This window comes from Pseudomonas sp. Ors-4-3C (assembly GCF_055755035.1).
On record NZ_CM146900.1, the window covers coordinates 1,187,689 to 1,209,921 of the forward strand.

Annotated in this window: 21 protein-coding genes, 1 tRNA gene and 2 pseudogenes; 12 read left to right on the forward strand and 12 right to left on the reverse strand. The window is 53.6% G+C overall.

The annotated features are described in order from the left end of the window. Positions 1 to 44 precede the first annotated feature (44 nt). The 3 genes from ACVHNU_RS05550 to ACVHNU_RS05560 form a co-directional block, all read right to left on the reverse strand. Positions 45 to 1,016 (reverse strand): magnesium and cobalt transport protein CorA, encoded by a 972-nt coding sequence (locus tag ACVHNU_RS05550; protein WP_003223238.1) that lies wholly within the window; start codon positions 1,014 to 1,016, stop codon positions 45 to 47. Between the two features lie 134 nt (positions 1,017 to 1,150). Continuing rightward, on the reverse strand, positions 1,151 to 1,873 hold the full coding sequence (locus ACVHNU_RS05555) for a lysophospholipid acyltransferase family protein (protein ID WP_003223239.1): 723 nt from the start codon (positions 1,871 to 1,873) through the stop codon (positions 1,151 to 1,153). Positions 1,874 to 2,090: 217 nt separating this feature from the next. Next, a complete protein-coding gene (locus ACVHNU_RS05560) occupies positions 2,091 to 2,780 on the reverse strand; it encodes a crotonase/enoyl-CoA hydratase family protein (RefSeq protein ID WP_103521258.1) in 690 nt (229 codons plus the stop codon). A gap of 295 nt (positions 2,781 to 3,075) precedes the next feature. Between ACVHNU_RS05560 and ACVHNU_RS05565 the strand changes: the two genes are divergently transcribed. From ACVHNU_RS05565 to ACVHNU_RS05580, 4 genes and pseudogenes are all read left to right on the forward strand, one after another. Next, positions 3,076 to 3,165 (forward strand) — tRNA-Ser (locus ACVHNU_RS05565). Positions 3,166 to 3,443: 278 nt separating this feature from the next. Then, positions 3,444 to 4,520 carry a hypothetical protein gene (locus ACVHNU_RS05570; protein WP_473019172.1) on the forward strand — a complete coding sequence of 359 codons (1,077 nt, stop codon included), beginning with the start codon at positions 3,444 to 3,446 and terminating at the stop codon, positions 4,518 to 4,520. A 259-nt stretch (positions 4,521 to 4,779) separates the two neighbouring features. Beyond that, a pseudogene (locus ACVHNU_RS05575) lies at positions 4,780 to 5,253 on the forward strand (hypothetical protein); the annotation flags it as partial. Next, positions 5,226 to 6,204: pseudogene (locus ACVHNU_RS05580) on the forward strand (hypothetical protein). The pseudogenes ACVHNU_RS05575 and ACVHNU_RS05580, both read left to right, overlap by 28 nt. Positions 6,205 to 6,233: 29 nt before the next feature. On the opposite strand, the gene ACVHNU_RS05585 reads toward ACVHNU_RS05580, so the two are convergent. The 5 genes from ACVHNU_RS05585 to ACVHNU_RS05605 form a co-directional block, all read right to left on the reverse strand. Continuing rightward, positions 6,234 to 7,475, reverse strand: coding sequence for a hypothetical protein (locus ACVHNU_RS05585; RefSeq protein WP_473019173.1), 1,242 nt, complete (start codon positions 7,473 to 7,475; stop codon positions 6,234 to 6,236). Positions 7,476 to 7,549: 74 nt separating this feature from the next. Then, positions 7,550 to 7,843, reverse strand: coding sequence for a hypothetical protein (locus ACVHNU_RS05590; protein ID WP_473019174.1), 294 nt, complete (start codon positions 7,841 to 7,843; stop codon positions 7,550 to 7,552). A gap of 8 nt (positions 7,844 to 7,851) precedes the next feature. Beyond that, positions 7,852 to 8,103: a hypothetical protein gene (locus ACVHNU_RS05595; RefSeq protein ID WP_473019175.1), complete on the reverse strand. Its 252-nt coding sequence runs from the start codon at positions 8,101 to 8,103 to the stop codon at positions 7,852 to 7,854. A gap of 608 nt (positions 8,104 to 8,711) precedes the next feature. Then, positions 8,712 to 9,755 carry a DUF4435 domain-containing protein gene (locus tag ACVHNU_RS05600; protein WP_473019176.1) on the reverse strand — a complete coding sequence of 348 codons (1,044 nt, stop codon included), beginning with the start codon at positions 9,753 to 9,755 and terminating at the stop codon, positions 8,712 to 8,714. After that, positions 9,755 to 10,924 (reverse strand): AAA family ATPase, encoded by a 1,170-nt coding sequence (locus ACVHNU_RS05605; RefSeq protein ID WP_473019177.1) that lies wholly within the window; start codon positions 10,922 to 10,924, stop codon positions 9,755 to 9,757. The genes ACVHNU_RS05600 and ACVHNU_RS05605 overlap by 1 nt, the downstream gene beginning before the upstream one ends. A gap of 1,378 nt (positions 10,925 to 12,302) precedes the next feature. Between ACVHNU_RS05605 and ACVHNU_RS05610 the strand changes: the two genes are divergently transcribed. The 7 genes from ACVHNU_RS05610 to ACVHNU_RS05640 all read left to right on the forward strand — a co-directional run bounded on the left by ACVHNU_RS05610 (position 12,303) and on the right by ACVHNU_RS05640 (position 16,525). Beyond that, the gene (locus ACVHNU_RS05610; RefSeq protein ID WP_473019178.1) at positions 12,303 to 12,890 is read left to right on the forward strand and encodes a hypothetical protein; all 588 of its coding nucleotides are present in this window, start codon (positions 12,303 to 12,305) and stop codon (positions 12,888 to 12,890) included. Positions 12,891 to 13,063: 173 nt separating this feature from the next. Further along, positions 13,064 to 13,384 (forward strand): YbjQ family protein, encoded by a 321-nt coding sequence (locus tag ACVHNU_RS05615; protein ID WP_027613311.1) that lies wholly within the window; start codon positions 13,064 to 13,066, stop codon positions 13,382 to 13,384. Positions 13,385 to 13,641: 257 nt separating this feature from the next. Further along, positions 13,642 to 13,830: a hypothetical protein gene (locus tag ACVHNU_RS05620; RefSeq protein ID WP_103521257.1), complete on the forward strand. Its 189-nt coding sequence runs from the start codon at positions 13,642 to 13,644 to the stop codon at positions 13,828 to 13,830. 323 nt (positions 13,831 to 14,153) lie between these two features. Beyond that, positions 14,154 to 14,522 carry a hypothetical protein gene (locus tag ACVHNU_RS05625; RefSeq protein ID WP_045122356.1) on the forward strand — a complete coding sequence of 123 codons (369 nt, stop codon included), beginning with the start codon at positions 14,154 to 14,156 and terminating at the stop codon, positions 14,520 to 14,522. 135 nt (positions 14,523 to 14,657) lie between these two features. Continuing rightward, a complete protein-coding gene (locus tag ACVHNU_RS05630; protein WP_473019179.1) occupies positions 14,658 to 15,083 on the forward strand; it encodes a YMGG-like glycine zipper-containing protein in 426 nt (141 codons plus the stop codon). A 122-nt stretch (positions 15,084 to 15,205) separates the two neighbouring features. Further along, the gene (locus tag ACVHNU_RS05635) at positions 15,206 to 15,373 is read left to right on the forward strand and encodes a hypothetical protein (protein WP_003223252.1); all 168 of its coding nucleotides are present in this window, start codon (positions 15,206 to 15,208) and stop codon (positions 15,371 to 15,373) included. A 456-nt stretch (positions 15,374 to 15,829) separates the two neighbouring features. Next, the gene (locus tag ACVHNU_RS05640; protein WP_003223254.1) at positions 15,830 to 16,525 is read left to right on the forward strand and encodes an HAD-IA family hydrolase; all 696 of its coding nucleotides are present in this window, start codon (positions 15,830 to 15,832) and stop codon (positions 16,523 to 16,525) included. A gap of 78 nt (positions 16,526 to 16,603) precedes the next feature. Here ACVHNU_RS05640 and ACVHNU_RS05645 read toward each other — a convergent pair whose 3' ends face one another. Continuing rightward, positions 16,604 to 17,350 carry a 3-oxoacyl-ACP reductase family protein gene (locus tag ACVHNU_RS05645; protein ID WP_003223256.1) on the reverse strand — a complete coding sequence of 249 codons (747 nt, stop codon included), beginning with the start codon at positions 17,348 to 17,350 and terminating at the stop codon, positions 16,604 to 16,606. 126 nt (positions 17,351 to 17,476) lie between these two features. On the opposite strand from ACVHNU_RS05645, the gene ACVHNU_RS05650 reads away from it, so the two are divergent. Continuing rightward, a complete protein-coding gene (locus ACVHNU_RS05650; RefSeq protein ID WP_262143127.1) occupies positions 17,477 to 18,403 on the forward strand; it encodes a LysR family transcriptional regulator in 927 nt (308 codons plus the stop codon). Positions 18,404 to 18,532: 129 nt separating this feature from the next. Here ACVHNU_RS05650 and ACVHNU_RS05655 read toward each other — a convergent pair whose 3' ends face one another. The 3 genes from ACVHNU_RS05655 to ACVHNU_RS05665 form a co-directional block, all read right to left on the reverse strand. Then, the gene (locus tag ACVHNU_RS05655) at positions 18,533 to 19,261 is read right to left on the reverse strand and encodes an aspartate/glutamate racemase family protein (RefSeq protein WP_047292982.1); all 729 of its coding nucleotides are present in this window, start codon (positions 19,259 to 19,261) and stop codon (positions 18,533 to 18,535) included. A 53-nt stretch (positions 19,262 to 19,314) separates the two neighbouring features. Continuing rightward, positions 19,315 to 20,853, reverse strand: a complete 1,539-nt coding sequence (locus ACVHNU_RS05660) for an NCS1 family nucleobase:cation symporter-1 (RefSeq protein ID WP_262143126.1) — start codon at positions 20,851 to 20,853, stop codon at positions 19,315 to 19,317. Positions 20,854 to 21,433: 580 nt separating this feature from the next. Then, positions 21,434 to 22,168 (reverse strand): phosphoadenylyl-sulfate reductase, encoded by a 735-nt coding sequence (locus ACVHNU_RS05665; RefSeq protein WP_003223260.1) that lies wholly within the window; start codon positions 22,166 to 22,168, stop codon positions 21,434 to 21,436. Positions 22,169 to 22,233 lie beyond the last annotated feature (65 nt).

Below are 22,233 nucleotides of genomic sequence, written 5' to 3' on the forward strand. Positions count from 1 at the left end.
CATTTACCTATGTGGCGAGGGAGCAAGCTCCCCTCGCCACAGGACTACAACCATCCCGACTTCTTGAAACTCGCCCACAAACTCACACACCCCACCGTGATAAACCCCAGCACGGCGAAATAGCCGTAGTGCCAGCTCAGCTCCGGCATGTTCTGGAAGTTCATCCCGTAAATCCCCGCCACCGCCGTCGGGAACGCCAGAATCGCCGCCCACGCGGCAAACTTGCGCTGCACCACGCTCTGCCGCGAGGCCTCAAGCAGCACGCCGATCTCGATGGTCTGGCTGGCAATGTCCGCCAGCGTGGTCAAGTCTTCCATCTGCCGGGTGACGTGAATCTGCACATCGCGGAAGTACGGGCGCATGTTCTTGTCGATGAACGGGAAGCTCAGCTTCTGCAGTTCTTCACCGATTTCGACCATTGGTGCCGCATACCGGCGCAGACGCACGACATCGCGGCGCAAGCCATGGAGTTTCTGAATGTCACGCTCATTCAACGCGCTACAGAGCACGTTGCGCTCGAGTTCATCGATCTCGGCGTGGATCGCTTCGCCCACCGGCTGGTAGTTCTCGATCACGAAATCAAGCAGCGCATACAGTACGAAATCTTCCCCATGCTCCAGCAGCAACGGACGCGCCTCACAGCGTTGGCGGACATGGGCGTAGGACGCCGAGTGACCGTTGCGGGCGGTGATGATGTAACCCTTGCCGGCGAAGATGTGGGTCTCGATGAACTGCAGCACGCCGTTCTCACGGATCGGCGAATAGGTGACGATGAACAGCGCATCGCCAAAGGTTTCCAGTTTCGGCCGGCTGTGTTTTTCCAACGCATCTTCGATGGCCAGTTCGTGCAGGTTGAACTGGCGTTGCAGGTTGGCCAACTCCTGAGCGTCCGGCTCCTCAAGGCCAATCCAGACGAAATGGCCGGGCTTGGCGGCCCACGCGGCGCCTTCATCGAGAGCGATATTGGAGACTTTCTTACCCTCGCTGTATACCGCAGCAGCAACAACTCGACCCATGGTAGTGATTCACTTCTTCTTGGCAGATGGCGGGGAATTCAACGGCGTCAGCTTAGCCGTGTGCTGCTTGAGAGTCAGCGAAATCTGTACAGTTCACCCGGCAAAAGAAAACCCGCACGAGGCGGGTTTGTTTTTCATGCAGCTTGCAGTTGCTGATCCATTGCGGCGATGCATTCACGCATCTGTTCGCGGCACTGGCTCATAAGCATGGGCATGTCATCCATGGTCAGTCCTGCTGTAGGAATCGCCGGCAGCGAGCGTATGAGGATTTTCCCGCTGCGCCAGCTGTTCAGGCGCATGTGCTTGATGTAGCTGCTGACGCACACCGGCACGATCGGCACTCCGGCGGCGATTGCCATCTGGAACGCGCCTTTTTTAAACGGCAGCAGTTCTTCACCAAGGTTGCGCGTGCCTTCCGGGAATACCCAGATCGAGGTGTCCTCGTGTTGCAGGGTGTGGGTCGTGGTAAGCATCGACTTGCGCGCCTTGTGCGCGTTGCCACGATCGATCAACACGTTGCCCGCGAGCCAGAACAGTTGCCCGAACAGCGGCACCCATTTCAGGCTTTTCTTGCCGATGCACACGGTCCGGCGCGGTACCACGTTGCCGAACACGAACAGGTCGTAGTTGGACTGATGGTTGGCGACGATCACGCAGCTGTCGGGCTTGTTCATCAACGGGCCGACGTCGGCTTTTACCCGCAAGCGTAGAATGCACATGGCTGGAAGCGCGTAGAGGCGGGCGCACAGTCGGCTGTTGTCCGGGTTGAAGGGACGGCACAGACCAAGGATCACTCCCAGCACACCGGCCAGGACAAAGTGCAAGCCCATCAACAACATACGCAACAAAAACAGCATTTTCAGGGCCTGCCTGGACAAAAGGTGGCGCAGTGTACGGATGTGCACTGTTTTCGGCAATTGCTGCTATAGAGTCCGGAGATAGGCGATGTTTAAGCGCATGTTTCCGAGTTGATCGTCAGACGCGTCCTAGAGCTGTCGGCGGATGATCAACCGAACACGCAAGAAAAAGCCCGACACGACGGTCGGGCTTTTCTTCGGCTCGGGAAGCGTGGGCTCAGCCCAGGTGCTCCTGATCCTGGATGATCGCGTTGTCGAGGGCTTCAAGCAGCGCCTTGCGCACTTTGAGCTTGGTGTTCTTGTGCGCGTTCATGTTGATTTTCTTCAACTGACGCGCCGCCGCCAGCGCAGCGCCTTGCAGCTCTTCGGCAGACACCACTTTGTCGAGGAAGCCGGCATCCACTGCGCTCTTGGGATCAAACATCTCGCCGTTGATCACCGAACGGTGGAACGCCGAACGACGCAGGCGATCACGCGCCAGTTCGATGCCGGCGTGGTGCATGGTCATACCGATCTGCACTTCGTTCAGACCGATGCTGAACGGGCCATCGACACCAATGCGGTAGTCGGCGGACAACAGAATGAATGCGCCCTTGGCAACGGCATGGCCCGGGCAGGCCACGATCACCGGGAACGGGTGGGAGAGCAGGCGACGGGCGAGGGTCGAACCAGCAGTTACCAGTGCCACGGCTTCTTTAGGGCCGGCGGTCATCACCTTCAGGTCATAGCCGCCAGACAGAATCCCCGGCTGACCGGTAATGATCACAATGGCACGATCAGTCACCGCCTGATCCAGCGCCGCGTTGAACGCCGCAATCACGTCCGGGGAAATGGCATTGACCTTGCCGTTGTTCAAGGTCAGGGTCGCGATACCGTCTTCGAGGTGGTAGGCAATCAACTCACTCATGACGCTATTCCTTGTAAGAAAGATGGGCAGACGTTACCCACCGCCGTAGGCCAGGTAAAGCGCTGTGACTGACTCGCCGGTCACCGTTTCCGGCCGCGCCCGGCGTAGCACACCGTTCTGCTTCTATATAGAAGGGCGGCCGTCACCAGAGATTGGCCGGTTTGCCATCGCCCAAGGTGGGGCGAAACGCCTTTTTGTCTTAACCGCATGAAAATTCTGAAAAAAAGTTTGCCATCAGAAAAGCTTTCGACTACATTAGCGCGCCTCGACAGACAGAACATGTTTGAAGAGATACGGTGAAGTGTCCGAGTGGCTTAAGGAGCACGCCTGGAAAGTGTGTATACAGGAAACTGTATCGAGAGTTCGAATCTCTCCTTCACCGCCACATTCAGTAAACACAAACCCCTGATTTTCCTAGAGAAAGTCGGGGGTTTGTGGTTTTTGGCGTTCAAAAAATGACTATCTGGGGCTGATATGGGACTGGCGATGGATTCAAGTAGGAGGCCTCGCACTCCTTCCTTGCGGTAAGCTCATCGATCCGCGACAACTCGGCCAGAGGAGCATTCGGGGGAGGCTAATGGTCGGGCAAGGACGCAGTCAACATAGCTCGCTGAAAAACTCATTATTGAAGTAGCCAATACATGGAATATCTAGGTGGGGTTTATGGAAAGTATATTTACAGCTTTTAAATTGCTCGGCCCTATGTTGTTAACTCCTATAATTAACAGGTTTATTTCAACTTTTCGTATTAGGCAGTTGTATTTGAGTTTTGATGAAGTGCTGCCTTGTGTCCTGCCGGATACTTCAGGATTTGTGGCTAATATTCAGATATATAACAAAGGCAAAGATAAAGAATCTAAAGTCGAAATTAGTTTTCCTCATGCATCACAATGTCAGATATTGGCAGGAAATTATGTCGGTGCGTCGGTTGAGGGTGATAAGATTGTCGTGGATCGTATTCTTCCGAAGCAAGTCGTGATTTTGAGTGTATATATAAACTCTATAATGCCTATGTCTTCGGTGTTTAAGCCATTTATCAAGTCGGAAGAAGCGAATGGTAAAGCGTATGATGCTCGTAGCAATGTTCCCCCAAGTATGGGACCAGCGGTAATGGGAGTGTCGATAGCTACTGCTCTATGTATAACGTTTTTCTATATAATCTTTTCTGGTTCTAATGTTCTATATCCATATTATGTGCTCAGATACAACTCTCTCATGGCGCAAGGCATAACCCCTTCGGGGTTCTCAGACAATTTTCTTGCGTCAAAAGGAGGTGTTTTTTCTGCAGCACCTATAAAAGTCATGGAGCCTTATGTTGAAGGCTCCAAAATCATACTGCCATTAAAGATAAAGAATATTACTGATGCAAAGATAAAGGTGACTGTATCTCATAGTTTGGCTAATGAAAGCTACAAAATGGAGAAGGAGAAGGCTGATACGGAAAACTCGGATATAAGCAAGCGTGTGGAAGCTTGGGGTTTAATAGATGAGAAATACGGTTACTCTAAGAAGGATGATTTGTATATTTCAGGGTTGGTGTTGGAGCCGCGAGAAGAGAAGGAGGTGTTATTGGTTCGAACAGTACTGGCATCTACGACGCTCGAGAATTTCAACTTCTCTGTGAATATCGAGAAGGGCGATTACGAGGATTCGACTTTTCGGGATTATTATAATTTTGATATCCAAAATTATAAAAGTCGGGCAAAAGTTTTGGAGTTTATGCGGTCGTTGCAGCGCTAGGGTGTAAAGTTATAATTTTGTCGTTAGATTTTAGAACCGAGGCGTTAATGGTCTCTTCGAAGGTGGGAGTATAACTGGTGTCGGCGTCCGAGAGCGGGGCTGTCGTTGCGGTCTAGACGAAATCGCAGCGCACCTAGGCTAGCCTAACAACAGTTAGTCGTTTTGCAGAAGGTCTTGGCATTGACGGATTGAGTGTAGAGCTGTAATCGGTGAAAGCTTCAACGCTAGTTGCAGCATGCCGATCACATCCGGCCCGTCTCTCTGTCGGGAGCTGGCCGCTGTGCTTGCCAACCCGCTGCCGTTGAACCTGCGTCATGTTGATCTGCGCGCCGTGCTGGCCCAGGTCAGCGAGCAAACCGGTTTGCGCTTTCGTGTTCCCGATCAGCCTTACGCCAGCGTGAAGGCGCCGTACTTCTACAGCCTCGCCGCCGGTTACCAAGCGATGGACAGCCTCGCCCGGGTATTCAGCATCCCCGACTTTACCTGGTACCAACTGGGCAACGGTGAAGTGTTCGCCGGCAGTTGGGCCGACAGTTTTTTTGGTGCCAGAGCGCCGCTGCAAATCCCCACGGAGCTGTTCGACTGCTACCAGGGCAACCAAAGTGCAATGTTCGCGGCCCTTCCCGGGTTACGACCAGGTGCGACGATCAACAACGGCGAGCGCATCACAAGTGTGACGCTCACCAGTGACCAGATGGCCATCCGATGGAGGACGCAATCCGCCGCGCTGTAGAGCGCCAATTCCCTGAACTCACTGGCGGTTACCACTTGCCGCGCTTCGCCCTGGTTACCGCCGTAGCCGATGCGCCGGCGGACGCCGGGATCTGCGACGACTTCCGCCCGCGCTACGCCGTGGACATTGTTGTACTCGGCGCCGACGACGAGCCAGATCCGGCCATGCCACCGCTGACCGGCGTTCCGTTGCCGCTGCCCACCGGTGGCGGGGAAATGGGCATCTATGCTTTTTCCCGAGGAAGGCACGCGGGTGGTGGTGTGCTTCGCCTACGGCCTGCCGAACAATCCCTACATTCAATCGATCCTGCCCCACGGCCTGACCATGCCGAAGGTGCCGAAAGGCGACCAGGTATGGCAGCACAGCGGCGCCACCCAGCAGCGCGTTGATGCCGACGGCAATTGGCTACGCCAGACCGACGGAAAGATCCGAGATCATGCGATCGAGCGGGAAGTTGAAGCCTTGGACAACCGCGAACAGTTCCAGAGCCACACACGGGCGGTGGATGACCATTCGACCGAGACCGTGGGTGGTGTGAAAAAGATTGAGGCGCTGGGCGCGGTCAAATTGCTGTCTGGTGGATCTGTCAGCCTGGCGGCAATGGATGATTTGCACCAGGCGACAGGTCGGGATCTGAACGTGGTTGTGGGTCAGAAGCACAACGCTACGGTTGGCGGGGATATGCAGGAAAGAATTGAGGGGCTGCGTCGAAGCGTGGCTGGACTTGGGCAGCGCTTGGAAACGCCGAAAAACTGGATCGGCTCTGAGAGTGTGAATCTTTTTCAGGTGGTATGCGAAGTGCTGGAGCTTCTGGAGCAGATGAACACGCAATTGGCTGTGCATACTCACTTACCGGGGCCGTTACCCAGCCCTGTTGACTCACAGGCATTTACCGACAAGTCTGCACAGGCGACCAGTATGGGCAAGAAGTTGAAGTCGATTACGCTTTGAAAAGTAGTCGACTTCAATTTACTCGATCGTTACCGCTGACCCTCACTCTCGAGAAAGCGCTGGATCAATACGCCATATCTTGCTTGATATTCAAGCATAGTTAATTTTTCAATTCGATTTTCCTCATAGTGAACTAAAAAATAAACAGGGAAAAACAAATCACTTAGCGGAAGATTCCGTGCCAGGGTTACTTTGTACGCTCCAGATCCATACAGTTTCGCATTGAAATAAATTTCACATAAGCCACTATCCGACGGTACGCCGATTAGCATTAAACAATGACACTGTGCAGGTGGCGAACCGAATAACTCCACTATAGTTTCTTCATCCTCTGGGCCGAAAGCAGAAAAAAACAACTCAGGGCTACCCGTCATTATAGACTGTTTGACGCTATCGAACTCTGAACGTCGAACAAAATCATCCCCCAAATTATGCGTTAGAAAATTCACGCCTATTTTAGCAATTGCCCTTTCAGTGCTATGCATATCTATGGGCATTTCAATATGGATGACCGGCTGATTTATCGAGTTCTCAGCCGCGTCCTCTTGCTTAGCTTGCATCGAAGGTAGTGTCCTGCGCATGCTTCTTAACAGCTCTGTCGGCTTCGATTGAGGACCGACTTTAATAATCAACTGCCCTTTAGATCGTTGGTAAAATCGGGGCGACACGGTTGCCTGGGAACCGCTCATTGCCTCCAGCCAAATCCCTAATTTTGGAGCTTTTGGTAGGTTCTTGGTCGATGAAAGTACATATTCATCCTCTCTCCACTCATAAGTACTTACTTCGTAACTTGCCGATAGTTCTCTTTTTTTAATAATAAGCTCGACCGTTTCAGTGCTTAAGTTTTTGGAAAGTTCTGCATACATCTTTTTTAGGTTATCGCGATCATGCGCTATATAGTTGATCGAGTCACCTTTGAATATGCATTGTGCAAGCACGATGTCATTGCCATCTTTGTCATATTCCGCTTCTAAAAACTCGCCGGACTCGTCAATGATAAAGTGACTTTTTGTTTCGATTGTAGGCTTGGTAGCCCTTTTTCCCTTCTCCCTAGTCTTGCTTTGAAGAAACTTCCGCCCTAGTCCTGTCGGCGAACGCCTCATCAGAGATAGCTCCAAAGGAGAGAAAACCTTCGTATTGCACTCTGCGCAAACTAAATCTACTAACAAAAAATCATTGTCATCTCCGCCCATTCCAGCGGGAAATACATGCTCGTCTGAAAAAGGGCCACTGCGAGCGCAGTAAATACATTTTTTGTCGTTTTGATCCATCATCTGCATCCAGTGTTGGCTTCTTCGTATATTTCCTTTCTGCTCTATATCACAAAACGAGAGGGAGAAACCTACTACTCAAGTCGACACCACCAAGACTGCGCGAAAGCGCAGCCGTCGATGTATTCAATGCCGCTCAATACGAATCCCGTTACGGCCATTCCCGCCAGCGTGGCATCGAGTAAGGGCGGCAGATCTGGATCGAGTGGCATTCCGACCTCAACACGGGCAACGTTGGCTGCACGGCCCAATTCATGGCAGTCAATAGAGTTGACCATTACATTGCCCCGGATCGCCGGATAGCGGCGCCGCTCCTTCGGTTCTAGCGCGACACCACGTAAGCGCATAGGGGTGACCAGTACGTGCATGGTGCGTCCTACTCGTCAGTGTCGAGATTAAGTAGCGATTCGACAGCATAGGCCAGTGCGGCGTCCGCTAACTCCAGCAAGTCGCTGAGTTCGTCAGCATCGATCATATGATCTCTGTGAAGTGCATGGGCTTGCCTGAGCAATGCTTTGTGATGCGCGCCAGGCATTGCGAGCAACGCAACCTCATCCCGCAGCATGCCCCGCCACTGTACGATCTCGGCCACCGCCAGCGTTACGGCTCCGACAGACTCTCTATTCATCAAGTACGCTTACCCCGTCAGAGTGCTGTATATGCAGCCAGCATATCGGCAGGTGTATGCCGCCACATCGACCGGGCGATTAACGGTATTGCCACCAGCGCGCAGCTCGCTCGGTTGCCTTGGAAAATCCCGCCGCTCAAAAAAAACTGGTAAAAAAGCATTTATCCCCCTCCCGCCGACAGACTCTATGTCCCTTTTTTGTGCAAAACCGATGATCATGCAAACGTTGTCCAACACATGCCAGTTGTGGAGTGTGCGCCAGATTTGGTTATTGCATTATGTGCAAGATTTGGAAAAGAAGTGCTGTCGTTGTGAGTAGCCGTAGCGTGAACTGAATGGAGGGTGGGTTGCTGGATGCTCCGCCATACATGCGAATGTCGCTTGAAAACAGACGTTTCGGTGGGATTTGATTTTGGGATGGCTAGCACTATTTGGATTGTCGCAATGTCTCTAAAACGATACTGATCTGTCTGAAAGGCGCTGCCTATCTGGCTATGAGGTAAAACATCCGATTGCACAGGTTGTCACTAATGACTAAATTGCGGCCCTAAATGTTCAAGCGGCAACCCAGGCTTGAACATTTGGAATCGAGATTTGGTGTGGATCTTTTAAGCGTATACCTCGGCCAATTTAGAGCGTGTGTTCGAGAAAAATTCAATATGAATATCCGAGGTGCAGAACGCGCCAAATATCAATGATTTGTAATCGTGCCAGCTATTGTTTATACGATTGACTTCTGATTTGGGGTTCTTATAAGTTTCTCTGGCTTTTGCGATAGCTGCAGTCTTGTATTTTTTGGATATTTTTTCAAAAACCGCGACGATAAGGTTGAATATTTTATGACCTTTGACGAACAAGTGGATGTTGTGAGGTCCGATTTTTTCACTTGTTAGTTTGTTTTTGTAGCGAGTGTACTCGGCGTGCTTGTTAAGGTTGGCTATTTCTTCGTCAATTATTCCTGTTAAGGATGTTAACTCGGTGCAAAAGTCAGAATAGCATTTTGTTTCAATATATTCGCTAGTCAGATCTAATGCACTTAAGCTACATAATGCAGTATAGAAGTTTGCGCGAATATTTTCTATTTTTGCTCTGTCTTGAGATATAACGTCAGCGAAATTGAGTTTGTGATAACAGTCAAATAGATAAGCTGAAATTTGTTCAAGAAAAGACGATGGAGAGATAAATAAATTTCTTCTTGGCTCGGAAGTTACTATTTCAAATGTTCGATCGATGTGCTCACTGTCGAGCATGGCATTTTCGATGGAGTAAATATTTGTATAGTAAAAGAAGTCGTTTGAAGGCTTGGTGGAAACATATCCATCGACGAAGCCTTTGATGAAGCAATCATCGCTATCTATACATATGATCTGCAGTTTTGAAGGCGTTATAACGCCGCTTTTAACAAGGCTTATAATCCTATTGCAGCCATTGGCAGCTCTGTCATCAGTAGTCTCTGCCTCATTCGATTGCTTATAGGTGAAAAGATAGCGTGAGTTATCCTTAAGATAATTCATCCAGAATTTTTTATCATCGTCCGCTTCAACCCAGACGAGAACGGTATTTTTCTGGGAACCATCACTGTTAAAGTTTTTCTTTTTTTCTACCCAAGAAGATTTGTACTTAAATCCAAAGGCTTGATTTTCCGATTCCATTATATGGCGGCTTCCTTACCGAGTCTTGCCAAATTAATAACTTGCTCAGAGCTTGTATTGAGAATTAACGCTGGTGAGTGTGTGGCAATGATGAATTGCGCGTTAGGGGCGATTTCTCTGAGTACTGGAAATAGCATTTCCTGCCATTCAATATGCAAAGAAAGGTCGGGCTCATCGAATATGAAAATTGCTCGATCATTGTATAGGAAAGTAATTAACATGATCGCGAGTAGTGTTTTTTCACCCTTTGAAAAATCGGCCCAGCTCACTTCCGAACCATCTTCGAGTTTTAATTGGAAGTATTTCCTGTCGCTCCAGATAAGGGTCCTATTTGTTTGAAGGAAGAATTTGTTAATTTTTTCAAAAAAATCACTCTTTCCAACGAAACTCATGCCCTCATGCGCAAGTTTTTGCGCAAACTCTAATTTTAGCGTGTCTTTTACTTTGTCGAAGCTTTCTAGCTTCTTTTTTCCAAGTTCCTTCAGGTGCTTGTCAAATAGCTCTTTGATAGAAGTTTCAACCAGCTCTTTTGTTAATTTGGGGATTGCGGATTTCGCGACACTTGATATAAATTCATTTATAAGAATGTAAAGTGTTTTATCGATATTTGGGGCTGAATCAAAAACTAACTCGTCAAGCTCTCTTTTATAGCTAAAGAACAATCTATCATCGATGAAAAGAACACTTTCAACGGTGTTTTTGAACGAGTCAACGTCGCTAGTCAGGCCCTTTAAGCCTGCTATGCATATAACATCCACCTCGTTATCCGTAGCCTTGCGCATTACGTCAGACTTTTTTACAGGTGAGGTGATTTGGTTTGCTTTGTTAAATATCTCTTTTAAGCTTTTTTCGGAACTTAGTATCTTGTTAAGCTTTTCATCATCTCCTTCTTTAGGTGAAGTGTTTCTTTCTAGCTTTATAGAGCGTAGGCGAATGTCTTCAGTGGTTCCGGCAAATCTAATGTCCACAAGCCATTGGTAATAAGGTGTATGGTAGTCGTAGTCGCGTACTAATGAGATCGACTCATGGATCATGTTCAAAATTCTAGTTTTGCCAGATCCATTATATCCGGTAAGTACCAAAATGTTTTTTGAACTGTCGATGGATATTGCCGAGTCGACGCCTTTGCGCGGCGAGTTGTAAAATTTCAAACTTTTGATTTTGTTCAAGCACTAACCCCATATTAAATTCTTCCTCAGCTGATTTGACTCCATTCAAAGGTCGAAGCTTGGAGCTCCATAGCCTTTCAGTCAGCCGGGCAAAGCTTTCAAACTGTAGACTACCTACTCCTAAATTCCTAGCTCCAGAGCACCATCGCGGCACTGATAGAGCCGAAAATCCTGAGACAACACAGTTTTTTTGCGGTAACGATCACTTGCTAGGGAAGCCGTCTCTCAATCACAAGGCTGCAGCTAGCCGATTGTCGTTCGTCACGTGGGATTTGGCCCCCCACGCGAGCTATCCTCCTGATTCATAAATCCTGCGTTTTCATCGATCGCTTGAAGCGCTTTTCTCCAACGGGAGGAACCGTGTCGGATTGGTATACCTGCTTACCAACGTGCGCTTGTGGTGAATAACGAGTGAAGCAGGAAGTGATGGTAAAAAAGTTATACATATGTTTCGAGGTCGGATTTAGAGGAACTGCGTTCAATTCATCACATATCCGATTTCGGTTGAAGGCTGGGAAACGAGTAATTTTGGTAACGTAGAAATATAAGTGGGCTGCAGCCCTTGCTGGCCTTGGCTTTTCTTCATTACCTAAGAGGGTAATTTGGGGTAATGCCAGAGGTAATATTTTCTGAAGTGCCCGGTTTTACAGGGTTTGAGGGTCGTGGAGGATTACAAGTCTAAAAGGTAACGCTCTAACCTTCTCCTTACCTATTTATTAACTTTATGGAAACCCTGCAAAGCCCCGGACTTAAAGTCTTCCAGCGGTATTCGCTCTCGACGTTACCAATGTACCTTTTTCCCAGAGGTCAACATAAAACGCGAAAAAAGCAGCTGAGGACCCGTCTCTGCGTCCTGACTCGCTTTTTCTGTGGGACCACCATGGGACTAAGATGGGACAGATCGTGAACGGACGACAAGGCTGCGGCCCTTATAAACCGGGGGGCAGGTTTCAAAAGCCGAAAACGAGTAGTTTCGAATCTCTCCTTCACCGCCACATTCAGTAAACACAAACCCCTGATTTTCCTAGAGAAAGTCGGGGGTTTTGTGGTTTCTGGCGTCTGTAAATCAGCCCTATGGGAACAATAGGGGGCGGGCGCTTCATTTCTGTGTAAAAAGCAGTCTCCGCCAAGAAGGTTCTGGCGTTTCCAATAAAGCGAGAAATATTCGCGCTTCACCGGTTTCCTTTGTTTGTGAATCTGCGCGATAGTGGCTTTTTGTTATCGCCTTCAGGATGAACTGCTTGCCTGAACGCTTATTGGCAGTCCAACGCAGGGAAGTGCAGTGAAGACAGTTGTCACGATAGTTCTATTTTTGATGTTGTGCGGCTGCGGTTCTGACTCTCGCAGCTCTGCGCCGACACTCTGGACAGATGGCATCATGCTGGAGCAGAAGAAGGTCACCGTCGATGATCAGCATGCCAAAGTTGTCATGCAGGCAGCGGGTGATACGGTCAATCCGGTGGATTTTGAAGTGGTCAGAGGTAATGATCCGGATCAACGTCCCGATCATCTGGGGACAGTAGTCAAACCGTTTCGCAATAAAGTCGGCGCATGGTTCAGTCGGCTCGGCAGCGCAGTCTCCAAGCAGTTCCCCCAACTTGAAATGCAGGCCGATCCCGGTCAGACGCTACTCGTGAGCGGTTCATCGACGGTCAAAAGTCAAACTCCGGCGCCAGGTTATCTGACGCTTTACAACGAAGACTATGTATTCAACCAGTCGAAGAACAAGTATGAGAAAAAGCTGACCGCCAATCCGACGGTCTCGTCGTATTACACCTGCGGGCCCGTCACCAGTACCTTTATTCCCGAGAAGCAGAAAGTTTATCTGGCGGAGTTTGTCTTCGTGGATCGTGGGGAAGGATGTGAACTGCAGATCTACGACATTACACAACTCGAACTACGTCTCCCGATCGTTGCCATCAAAGGCGCGTTACCCTCGTCGGACAGGTCCTTCCACTCGCCATAAGCTGTGTAGAAAGCTGCCTGATCGCTGCTCGGCGAGATTTCGTGCAGACCTTGGCGAGCTTTGCAAAAAGGCGAGTGTTGCTGCAGACCTGGAAACTGCCCCGTAGCGGAACCATTTTTGAATGGTGGTAGTTACAATCGCCAGATTTTCTGCGAGTTAAAAGGACGGCTTCCATGATTATTTCCACCACTCACGCCATCGAAGGCCGACAGATCACCGCGTACCTCGACATTGTCAGCGCGGAGTCGGTGCAGGGTGTCAATGTGATCCGTGACATGTTTGCCGGCATGCGCGACTTTTTTGGCGGGCGCTCTCAGACGCTCGAGCGTGCATTGAAAGAGGCGCGGGTTCAGGCGACTGACGAGATCAAGGAGCGGGCGCGGGCGTTGCAGGCGGATGCGGTGGTCGGGCTGGATTTCGAGATCAGCATGCCAGCGGGCAAGGGCGGTATGGTTGTCGTGTTCGCGACGGGCACCGCGGTCAAGTTGCGTTGATGCAGTTGCCGTAGCCCGCGAACCCATTCAGTTGATGAATGGGTTTTTTTCTGTCGATCAGCCACGTGGTTTGTTGATGTAAGCCACGAGTGTCTGAGGTCGCTGGCGCGTTTAATCGATGTAGGCCATTCGTCGGGCATCAGTCGATCTGAATCACAAGTCCAGTAATGACCGGCTAGTCTCAAAAGTCTTGGAGGTCGATATTTTTTCAGGCAAAAGGCTTTGCCGGTATCGATCTATTACGAAGGGGAGAGGCTATGACTGATCCGTATATCGAAGACGATGGTGCCGAATTTTCATTCAACAACTGCGTCCGCTGCGGCCAGACGGAGTATCAGGCGGGCTTTGGCGAGGATCCGGTTCAGACCGGCAAGATCAAGTCCACCGCGCCCAAGGGGCCGAAGGCCAAGTTTCTTCCGAAGGTCTCGGCACGATCGAGAAAGTGATAGATGACAGAACGACCCCGTCTATGAACGGGGTTTTTTATGCCCGAGGTTTATGTAGGGAAATCTCCTACAAGCGATGGGGCAAATTCTGAATTTTTCACAAACTTTTCACGTCCACAGACGTAGGGTGAAGCCATCCGTTAGAAAGCAAGTCTCCAGCCCGTCTCCCCAGCGGGCTTTTTTTTGCCTGCGATAAAACCTTTTGCAAAATCGCTGTCCAATCGGCGCCAAGTGCGCGGCGGCAGCTGAATTCTCTGGACTTCAGCGCGTCGGCAGCATTCAATCTCGGCCCCTTTTGATCTCCCTATTTTTGAGGTTTTTTCATGCGTCTAACATTGCCTGCTCTGGTTCTGGGGCTTCTGGTTGCTCAAGGTGCGGTCGCCGGTGAAGGCACTGCTGCACTCGGCGGCGGACTGGGTGGCGCGCTGGGTAATGTGGTCGGCCAGAAAATGGGCGGCAGCACGGGCGCAGCGATTGGTGCCGGTGTTGCAGGCGCGGCCGGCAGTGCCATGGCCGCCGGCAAGGGCAGTCGGACCAAAGCAGCTATCGGCGGTGGTGTTGGCGCGGCCGGTGGTTCGGTGATCGGCAACAGCCTGGGCGGCAGAAATGGCGCGACTATTGGCGCAGGCCTTGGTGGCGCTGCAGGTGGTGCGGTGGGCACCAACCTGTCCAAAGGTCACAAGCGCCACTGATATCGAGCGCTTGTCAGAAAAAGCCCGGCTCGATGCCGGGCTTTTTCATGGCTGAACGTTTTCCCGGAAAACCTCTCAAATTTGACACGAGCCCCTGTGGGCATACCGTCCCGATTCGGGAACTGTGAGGTTCAAATGCGTTTGTCATTGTCTGCACTGTTTTTCGGATTACTGGTTGCTCAAGGCGCGATGGCCGCTGGCGATGGCAGCGCCGCCGTCGGTGGCGGACTGGGCGGTGTGCTCGGGAATGTGGTCGGTGGCCAGCTCGGCGGCAGCACCGGTGCGGCGGTCGGCGCAGGTGTAGGCGGCGCCGCGGGTGGCGCGGTCGGAGCGAATAAACACAATCGCACTGAAGCCGCCATCGGCGGTGGCCTCGGCGCAGCCGGCGGCTCAGTGGTCGGCAACAGCTTGGGCGGCTCCACCGGTTCCGCCATTGGTGCCGGATTGGGCGGCGCGGCCGGTGGAGCGGTGGGTAACAATCTGGGGAGCGACGGCGGGAAGGGGCATTCCGGCGGTGGTCACAAGCACAACAAGTACAAACATAAAAACCGCCACCATTGATTGAATACCGAAAACAAACCCGGCCTCGCGCCGGGTTTTTCGTGTCTGGCGGCCGGACTCTGGAACGATTGGCTGTAGGACTTTTCGAACGTTATACAACCCACAAGCTGCAGAGGTTTGCCATGACTCCCGAAACAGAAGGCAAGGAAGAAAAAGGTCCGAGCGGTCTGCCGTTTATCAATGATCCTGGGAACGAGGATCCGGGGTCGTTGATGGATGATGCGACGGTGCCGTTGAATGATGCGGATGAGGCGGATATGGAGTATGAAGAGGATGAGGATGAGCAATAAGTTGTCTTGATAGTCGAGCGCGGTAGCGCACTGAATTTCAATATCCGGGGCCTGTACTTCAGGCCCTTTGATTCGGATCGGTTTGCTCGCGAGGTCAAGGTCGACAAAACAGGCTCACTGATTCTGATGGGAAGTGAGTGGCGCACCCTACGCCGTGCAGTTCATATTGAATTTCATCCGTTATTTCACCGCAGCGTTCGATTTGCTTGCTCCGCCAAAGTCTTAAAATTCCGCGTGAAAGAGGTTCGCGGACTTTTCGGGGGGTCAAAAAAGAAGTCGGGAAAGCAGGCGTTAGCTGTAGGGCGTTTCGCCAAATATCAGCGAGTCATTCCATGGGCTAAACATTGCCCGTTGCTCAATGTCCACTGGCCTCGCTATGCTGCTGAACCCATTAATCAGATCCGCGCAGCGGCGCCGACTGCGCCGCCCGGGATGTTTTTGATAACGGATCCGATGATGAATGCACCGATGAAGGCGTTTGGCCCGATCAAGGCCGTGATTTTCGACATGGACGGTCTGCTGCTGGACACCGAAGGCATCTACACCGAGGTTACGTCCCTCATCGCCGAGCGTTACGGGCGGACCTTCGACTGGAGCATCAAACAGAACATCATCGGTCGCGGGGCCAATGATCTGGCGAACTACGTGGTGCAGGCGCTGGATCTGCCGATCAGCGCCGAAGAGTTTCTGGTAATCCGCGAGCCACTGATGCGTGAGCGCTTCCCCAAGGCCCAGGCGATGCCGGGCGCGGAGGAGCTGATTCGCCACCTCAAGGCGCACAACATTCCAATTGCCGTGGGCACCAGTTCGTCGCGGCAGTCGTTCGGCCAGAAAACCACCTTGCACCGCGACTGGTTTGCGCTGTTCGATTTCATCGTCACGGCGGACGACCCGGAAGTCGGCGCGGCGAAACCGGCGCCGGATATTTTCCTCACCGCTGCCCGGCGTCTGGGTGTCGCACCTGAAGATTGTCTGGTGTTCGAGGATTCGCCGTTTGGCGTCACAGCAGCCAAAGCGGCGGGGATGACCGCCATTGCGATTCCGGATGCAGCCATGGCCGATGAAAAATACGCGCATGCCGACGGGATTCTGCGCACGCTCAAGGCGTTCACCCCGAGTGCCTGCGGTTTGCCGGCGCTGGATTGGGCTTGATCAGCCGATAAGCACGCATGAAAAACGCCGCCCTCTGCAAAGAGGCGCGGCGTTTTTTGTACCCGGGATTCAGCGCAATCAGGCGCCAAAACCACCGTCGATGGTCAGGCTGGCACCGGTGATGTAACCGGCCTCCGGGCCTACCAGATAAGCGACGAAACCGGCGATTTCATCGGCGGTGCCGTAACGGCCCACCGCCATCAGCGGGATCAGGCTCTCGGCGAATTCGCCATGGGCCGGGTTCATGTCAGTGTCGACCGGGCCGGGTTGCACGTTGTTGATGGTGATGCCGCGCGGGCCGAGGTCGCGGGCCAGGCCTTTGGTCAGACCGACCAGGGCCGATTTGCTCATCGCATACACACCGCCACCGCCGAAGGGCATGCGGTCGGCGTTGGTGCTGCCGATGTTGACGATGCGCGAGCCTTCGCCCATGTGTTTGGCGGCTTCCTGAGACGCGATGAACACGCTGCGCACGTTAATCGCCAAGGTCTGGTCGAAGTCTTCCAGTTTGAAATCTTCCAGCGGTGCGATGGCCAGGACCCCAGCGTTGTTCACCAGAATATCCAGGCGGCCAAAGGCTTCGACGGTGGCGCTGACGGCGTTGCGGATAGCGGCTTCATCGGCGCTGTCGGCCTTGATTGCCAAAGCTTTGCCGCCGGTGGCGGTGATGCTGTTCTGCAACTCTTCGGCCTTGGCGGTGGAGCTGACGTAGGTGAAAGCGACGGCGGCGCCTTCAGCGGCCAGGCGTTTGACGATGGCGGCGCCGATACCGCGGGAACCGCCTTGAATCAGAGCGACTTTGCCGCTGAGGTGTTGAGTGGTCATGTTCGATCTCCAGAGAATTCAAGGCAGGGTGCCTTGTTGTTGGAGCCGAGTATCGGCCTCGCATCGACAACCGTGTAGACCATGATTGCTATAGTCTGTGTAAACCAGAAGTTTATAGTGGCGATCATGGAAACTTTCAGCAGTATCGAATGCTTCGTGCGCAGCGCCGAAGTCGGCAGCTTTGCCGAAGCCGCCCGGCGTTTGAGCCTGACCCCGGCCGCCGTCGGCAAGAGTGTGGCGAAGCTCGAGGGACGGCTCGGTGTACGGCTGTTCCAGCGTAGTACACGCAGCCTTACGCTGACTGAGGCCGGTCAGCTGTTTTTGAATCAGGTCAGTGGCAGCCTGACGACGATCCAGAATGCGGTGGCCAATCTGGCCAGTGTCGAAGGACTGCCGGCAGGCACTTTGAAAGTCAGCATGGGCACGGTATTCGGGCGTTTGTATGTTGTGCCGCTGCTGCAAGAGTTTCTTCGTCGGTTTCCGGCGATCAACCCGGACTGGCATTTTGATAACCGTCAGGTCGATTTGATAGGGCAGGGTTTCGATGCGGCGATTGGCGGGGGATTTGAATTGCCTCAAGGCGTCGTCGCACGCAAATTGACACCCGCGCATCGCGTGTTGGTGGCGTCCGCGGACTATCTGCAACAGCACGAGGCGATCGCTGAGCCGGATGACCTGCAACATCACGATGGCATCCTGATTCGTTCGCCGCAAACCGGTCGGGTGCGCTCCTGGCAGTTGATCAGTGGCGGCAGTCAGCTCTGTCAGCCCTTGACCCTCAAGACGCGCATGACCATGAGTGACTCCGAAGCCGCCTGCGCCACGGCAGCGCAGGGGTTGGGGATCGCACTGGTGAGCATGCCGTTTGCTGTGGGTTATCTCGAGGCGGGCACCTTGCAGCGCGTGCTGCCGGACTGGTACATCGATGACGGCAACATTTCGATCTATTACGCCGAGCATAAATTGTTGCCGGGCAAGACTCGGGCGTTTGTCGATTTTGTGATTGAGCAGTTTGCGCAGCAGGGGTTGGCGCGGCGGTTCAGTGCTTTCTGAGCAAGACGTGGCACCGAGTTGACCCATTCGCGAGCAAGCCCGCTCCCACATTGGATTTGTGAACGCCACAGATCCAATGTGGGAGCGGGCTTGCTCGCGAAGGATACGACTCGGTATTCGTCTGTGAACTCAGCGAGCAAACCGCTCCGCCCAGCCAATAATCTGCTTCGGCCGTGGTGTCGCGTAAGTCCGCACTTTGGACGTCGACAACCCCAGCCGCACCAGCGATTCAGCAATGGTCACCGCTGCCGTCACCCCATCCACCACCGGCACCCCGGTGCGGCGACGAATCTGTTCATCCAGCCCGGCCATGCCGCCGCAGCCCAGACAAATCACTTCGGCCTTGTCCTGGGTCACCGCCAGTTCCGCCTGCTGCACGATGGCTTCCAGTGCGCGCTGCGGTTCATGTTCCAGCTCCAGCACCGCCAGGCCACTGGCTCGCACCGACGCGCAGCGATCCCACAGGCCCGACAACTTCAGCCGATCCTCGATCAGCGGCACGGTGCGATCCAGCGTGGTCACCACCGAATAGGCGTGGCCGAGAAACATCGCGGTGCTGGCGGCGGCGTCGGTGATGTCCACCACTGGCACGTTGAGCAGCTCCTGCAAACCTTCGCGGCCGTGCTCGCCATAGCCGGCCTGAATCACCGCGTCGAACGGCTGATCGTAGGACATCACCCGATCCATCACGGCGATCGCCGCCAGATAACTTTCGAAATTGCCTTCCACCGAGTCAGCGCCGAAGAACGGCGTCAGGCCGACGATTTCCGTACCCGGGGCAGCGACCGCTTGCGCGGAGCGGGCGATGGCCTGGGTGATGGATTCGGTTGTGTTGACGTTGACCACAAGAATACGCATGGGAAGTCCTTATTGCGGGCAGTTCAGCGGCCCAAATCCGGGCCGCAAGGAAGTTAATGGCCGACGTTGTCGACGGCGATCGATTCGCCGTTGACGTCGGCGTAGTGCGGTTGGCGTTTGGCGATGATCAGGTAGAGCATCGCGGCAATGCCGGCGCCCACCAGCCAGGAGAACGGCGAGATGCTGTGGAAGCCCGGCACCAGCGCCAGGACGATGGCGATCAACGCTGCCGGAATGAACGCCGCCACGGCACGGAAATTCACTCCACGGCTGTAGTAATAAGCGCCGTGGGGATCTTCGCTGTACAACTGCGGGACGTTGATCCGGCCTCTGCGGATCAACCAGTAGTCGACCATGATCACCCCGTACAACGGGCCGAGCAGGGCGCCGAGGCCGGAGAGGAAATACACGATCACCAGCGGGCTGTTGTAGAGGTTCCACGGCAGGATCAGCACGGCAATGGTCGCGCTGATCAGCCCGGCGCGGCGGAAGGTCAGGTACTTCGGCGCCAGGTTGCTGAGGACGAACGCCGGGGCGACGAAGTTGGCCATGATGTTCACCGCCACGGTGACGATCAGGAACGCCAGGCAACCCAGTACCAGGAAAAATGTGTTGGGGATCGAAGCGATGATTTCGGTCGGGCTTTCGATGATTCGCCCGTTGATCTGAAATTGCGCGCCGCAAAGCAGGACGGTGATGGTGGCGAACACCAGAATGTTCACCGGCAGGCCCCAGAAGTTGCCGATCTTGATGGTCTTGCGGCACGGCGAGGAGCGGGCGAAGTCGCAGAAATTGAGGATCAGCGTGCCGTAGATCGCCAGCCACAAGGCGCCGCCGGCAAAGATGTTGCGCCACATCTCACCACCGCTCAGCGGTTCGCGGATCGACCAGGCAATCGTGGCGTTGGCCTGGGTGTACATCCACGCGGCGAGGGCGGCGACGGTCAGCAGAATCACCGGGCCGGCAAAAGCCTCGTAACGGCGAACCATTTCCATGCCGTAGGCGAGAATCGCCAGCTGCACGAACCAGATCGCCACGAAACACACCCAGCCCAGCGACGACAGGCCGAGGATCGAGTTGTGGTCGTAATCGGCGAAACCGGGGTGAATCGCCGTCAGCAGCACGCGAAACACCACCGACGCCAGATACGTCTGAATCCCGAACCAGGCGATGGCGATCACCGCGCGAATCAACGCCGGAATCTGCGCGCCGTGAATGCCGAAACTGATCCGGCTGATCACCGGAAACGGCACCCCGGTTTTCTGCCCCATGTAGCCGGACAGGTTCATGAAGAAGTACACCAGCGCCGCGCCGATCCCCAGCGACAGCAGAATCTGCCAGCCCCCCAGGCCCAGCGCGTACAGACCGATGGCGAACGAGTAGTTGGCGATGTTGTGCACATCGTTGGTCCACAGGGCAAAAATGCTGTACTTGCCCCAGCGCCGACCTTCGGCCTTGGTCGGCGCCAGATCGCGGTTGTGCAGACGCGGGCTCAGTTGTAACGGTTCAGTCAGACCATCGTGGGGCAATGGCTGGTCGAGGGCAGAGGCGGGCAGATTCAGCGCGATGTTGTTGGAGAGACTTGTACGCATTCCGGCAGGCTCCTGATGGGCGGGGCCGCGATGACTGTGCATGAGCGCTCAGGCTCGACAAATCTTCGTCGCGGCCAGCAGACATCACTGGTTACGGGGCATCTGCAGCCTGTACGGGATAGGGCGCTTCAGGCTTGCGGATCGAAAGTGTGGATTGATGTTTTGCAGTTTTGTATACAAAACATGTATGCACTAAAGCCAGATCTGTGCCAGTTAGCGGTCTATGGAGCGCGCTGCTCATTTCGAAAAGTTATCGAAGAATGCTAAGTGCTTGAAAGTAAGCGGTTATAAATTGACCAATTGAACAGCTATTTATTTTTTACGGGGGATTTTGCGGAGGAGGCAAAGCAGAGGGGCGTTCAGCAGGGATGTAACTTTTCAGGGCGCGAAAACAAAAAGTGCACACATAAATGGCACCGATGGTGACATTCGTGTGTGCACATTTTTCATGGCACCACAAAGCAAATGTGGGAGCGGGCTTGCTCGCGAAGGCGTTTTACCAGTCAACAAATCCGGTGACTGACAGACCGCTTTCGCGAGCAAGCCCGCTCCCACAGGGGGACATCATTGGGGCGGAGATTTACGCCTTGCTGATGATATTCCCCGCATGCAGCCCGCACTCTTTCTGCGTCGCCTCTTCCCACCACCAGCGGCCTTCACGCTCGTGCTGGTTTGGCAGGACCGGACGAGTGCACGGTTCGCAACCGATGCTGATGAAGCCGCGTTCATGCAGGCTGTTGTACGGCAGCTCAAGCATGCGGATGTAGCCCCAGATCTCTTCGCTGGTCATCTGTGCCAGCGGGTTGAACTTGTACAGGGTGCGCTCGGGCGTGGAGAACGCGGTGTCGATTTCCAGCACCGCCACCGCGCTGCGGGTACCCGGGCTCTGGTCGCGGCGCTGGCCGGTGGCCCAGGCTTTGACGCCGGACAGTTTGCGGCGCAGTGGTTCGATCTTGCGGATGCCGCAGCATTCGCCATGGCCATCTTTATAGAAACTGAACAGGCCTTTTTCCTTCACGAACGGTTCCAGCTTTGTGTAGTCCGGCGACACCAGTTCGATATCGATCTTGTAGTGCTCACGCACCTGATCGATGAAGCGATAGGTTTCCGGGTGCAGGCGACCGGTGTCGAGGCTGAACACCTTGACGTTCTTGTTCAGCTTCCAGGCCATGTCCACCAGCACCACATCCTCGGCGCCACTGAAAGATATCCACAACTCGTCACCGAACTCGGCGAAGGCGAGTTTCAGGATGTCCTGGGCGGATTTGTTGGCATAGGTCGTGGCGAGTTCCACGACATCGAACGTTGGGCTCATCAGGGCGGCTTCCTACAGGTCGGTGGCGCTGGGCGCTCTATATGGCGGCGATGTTAACAAAAAGC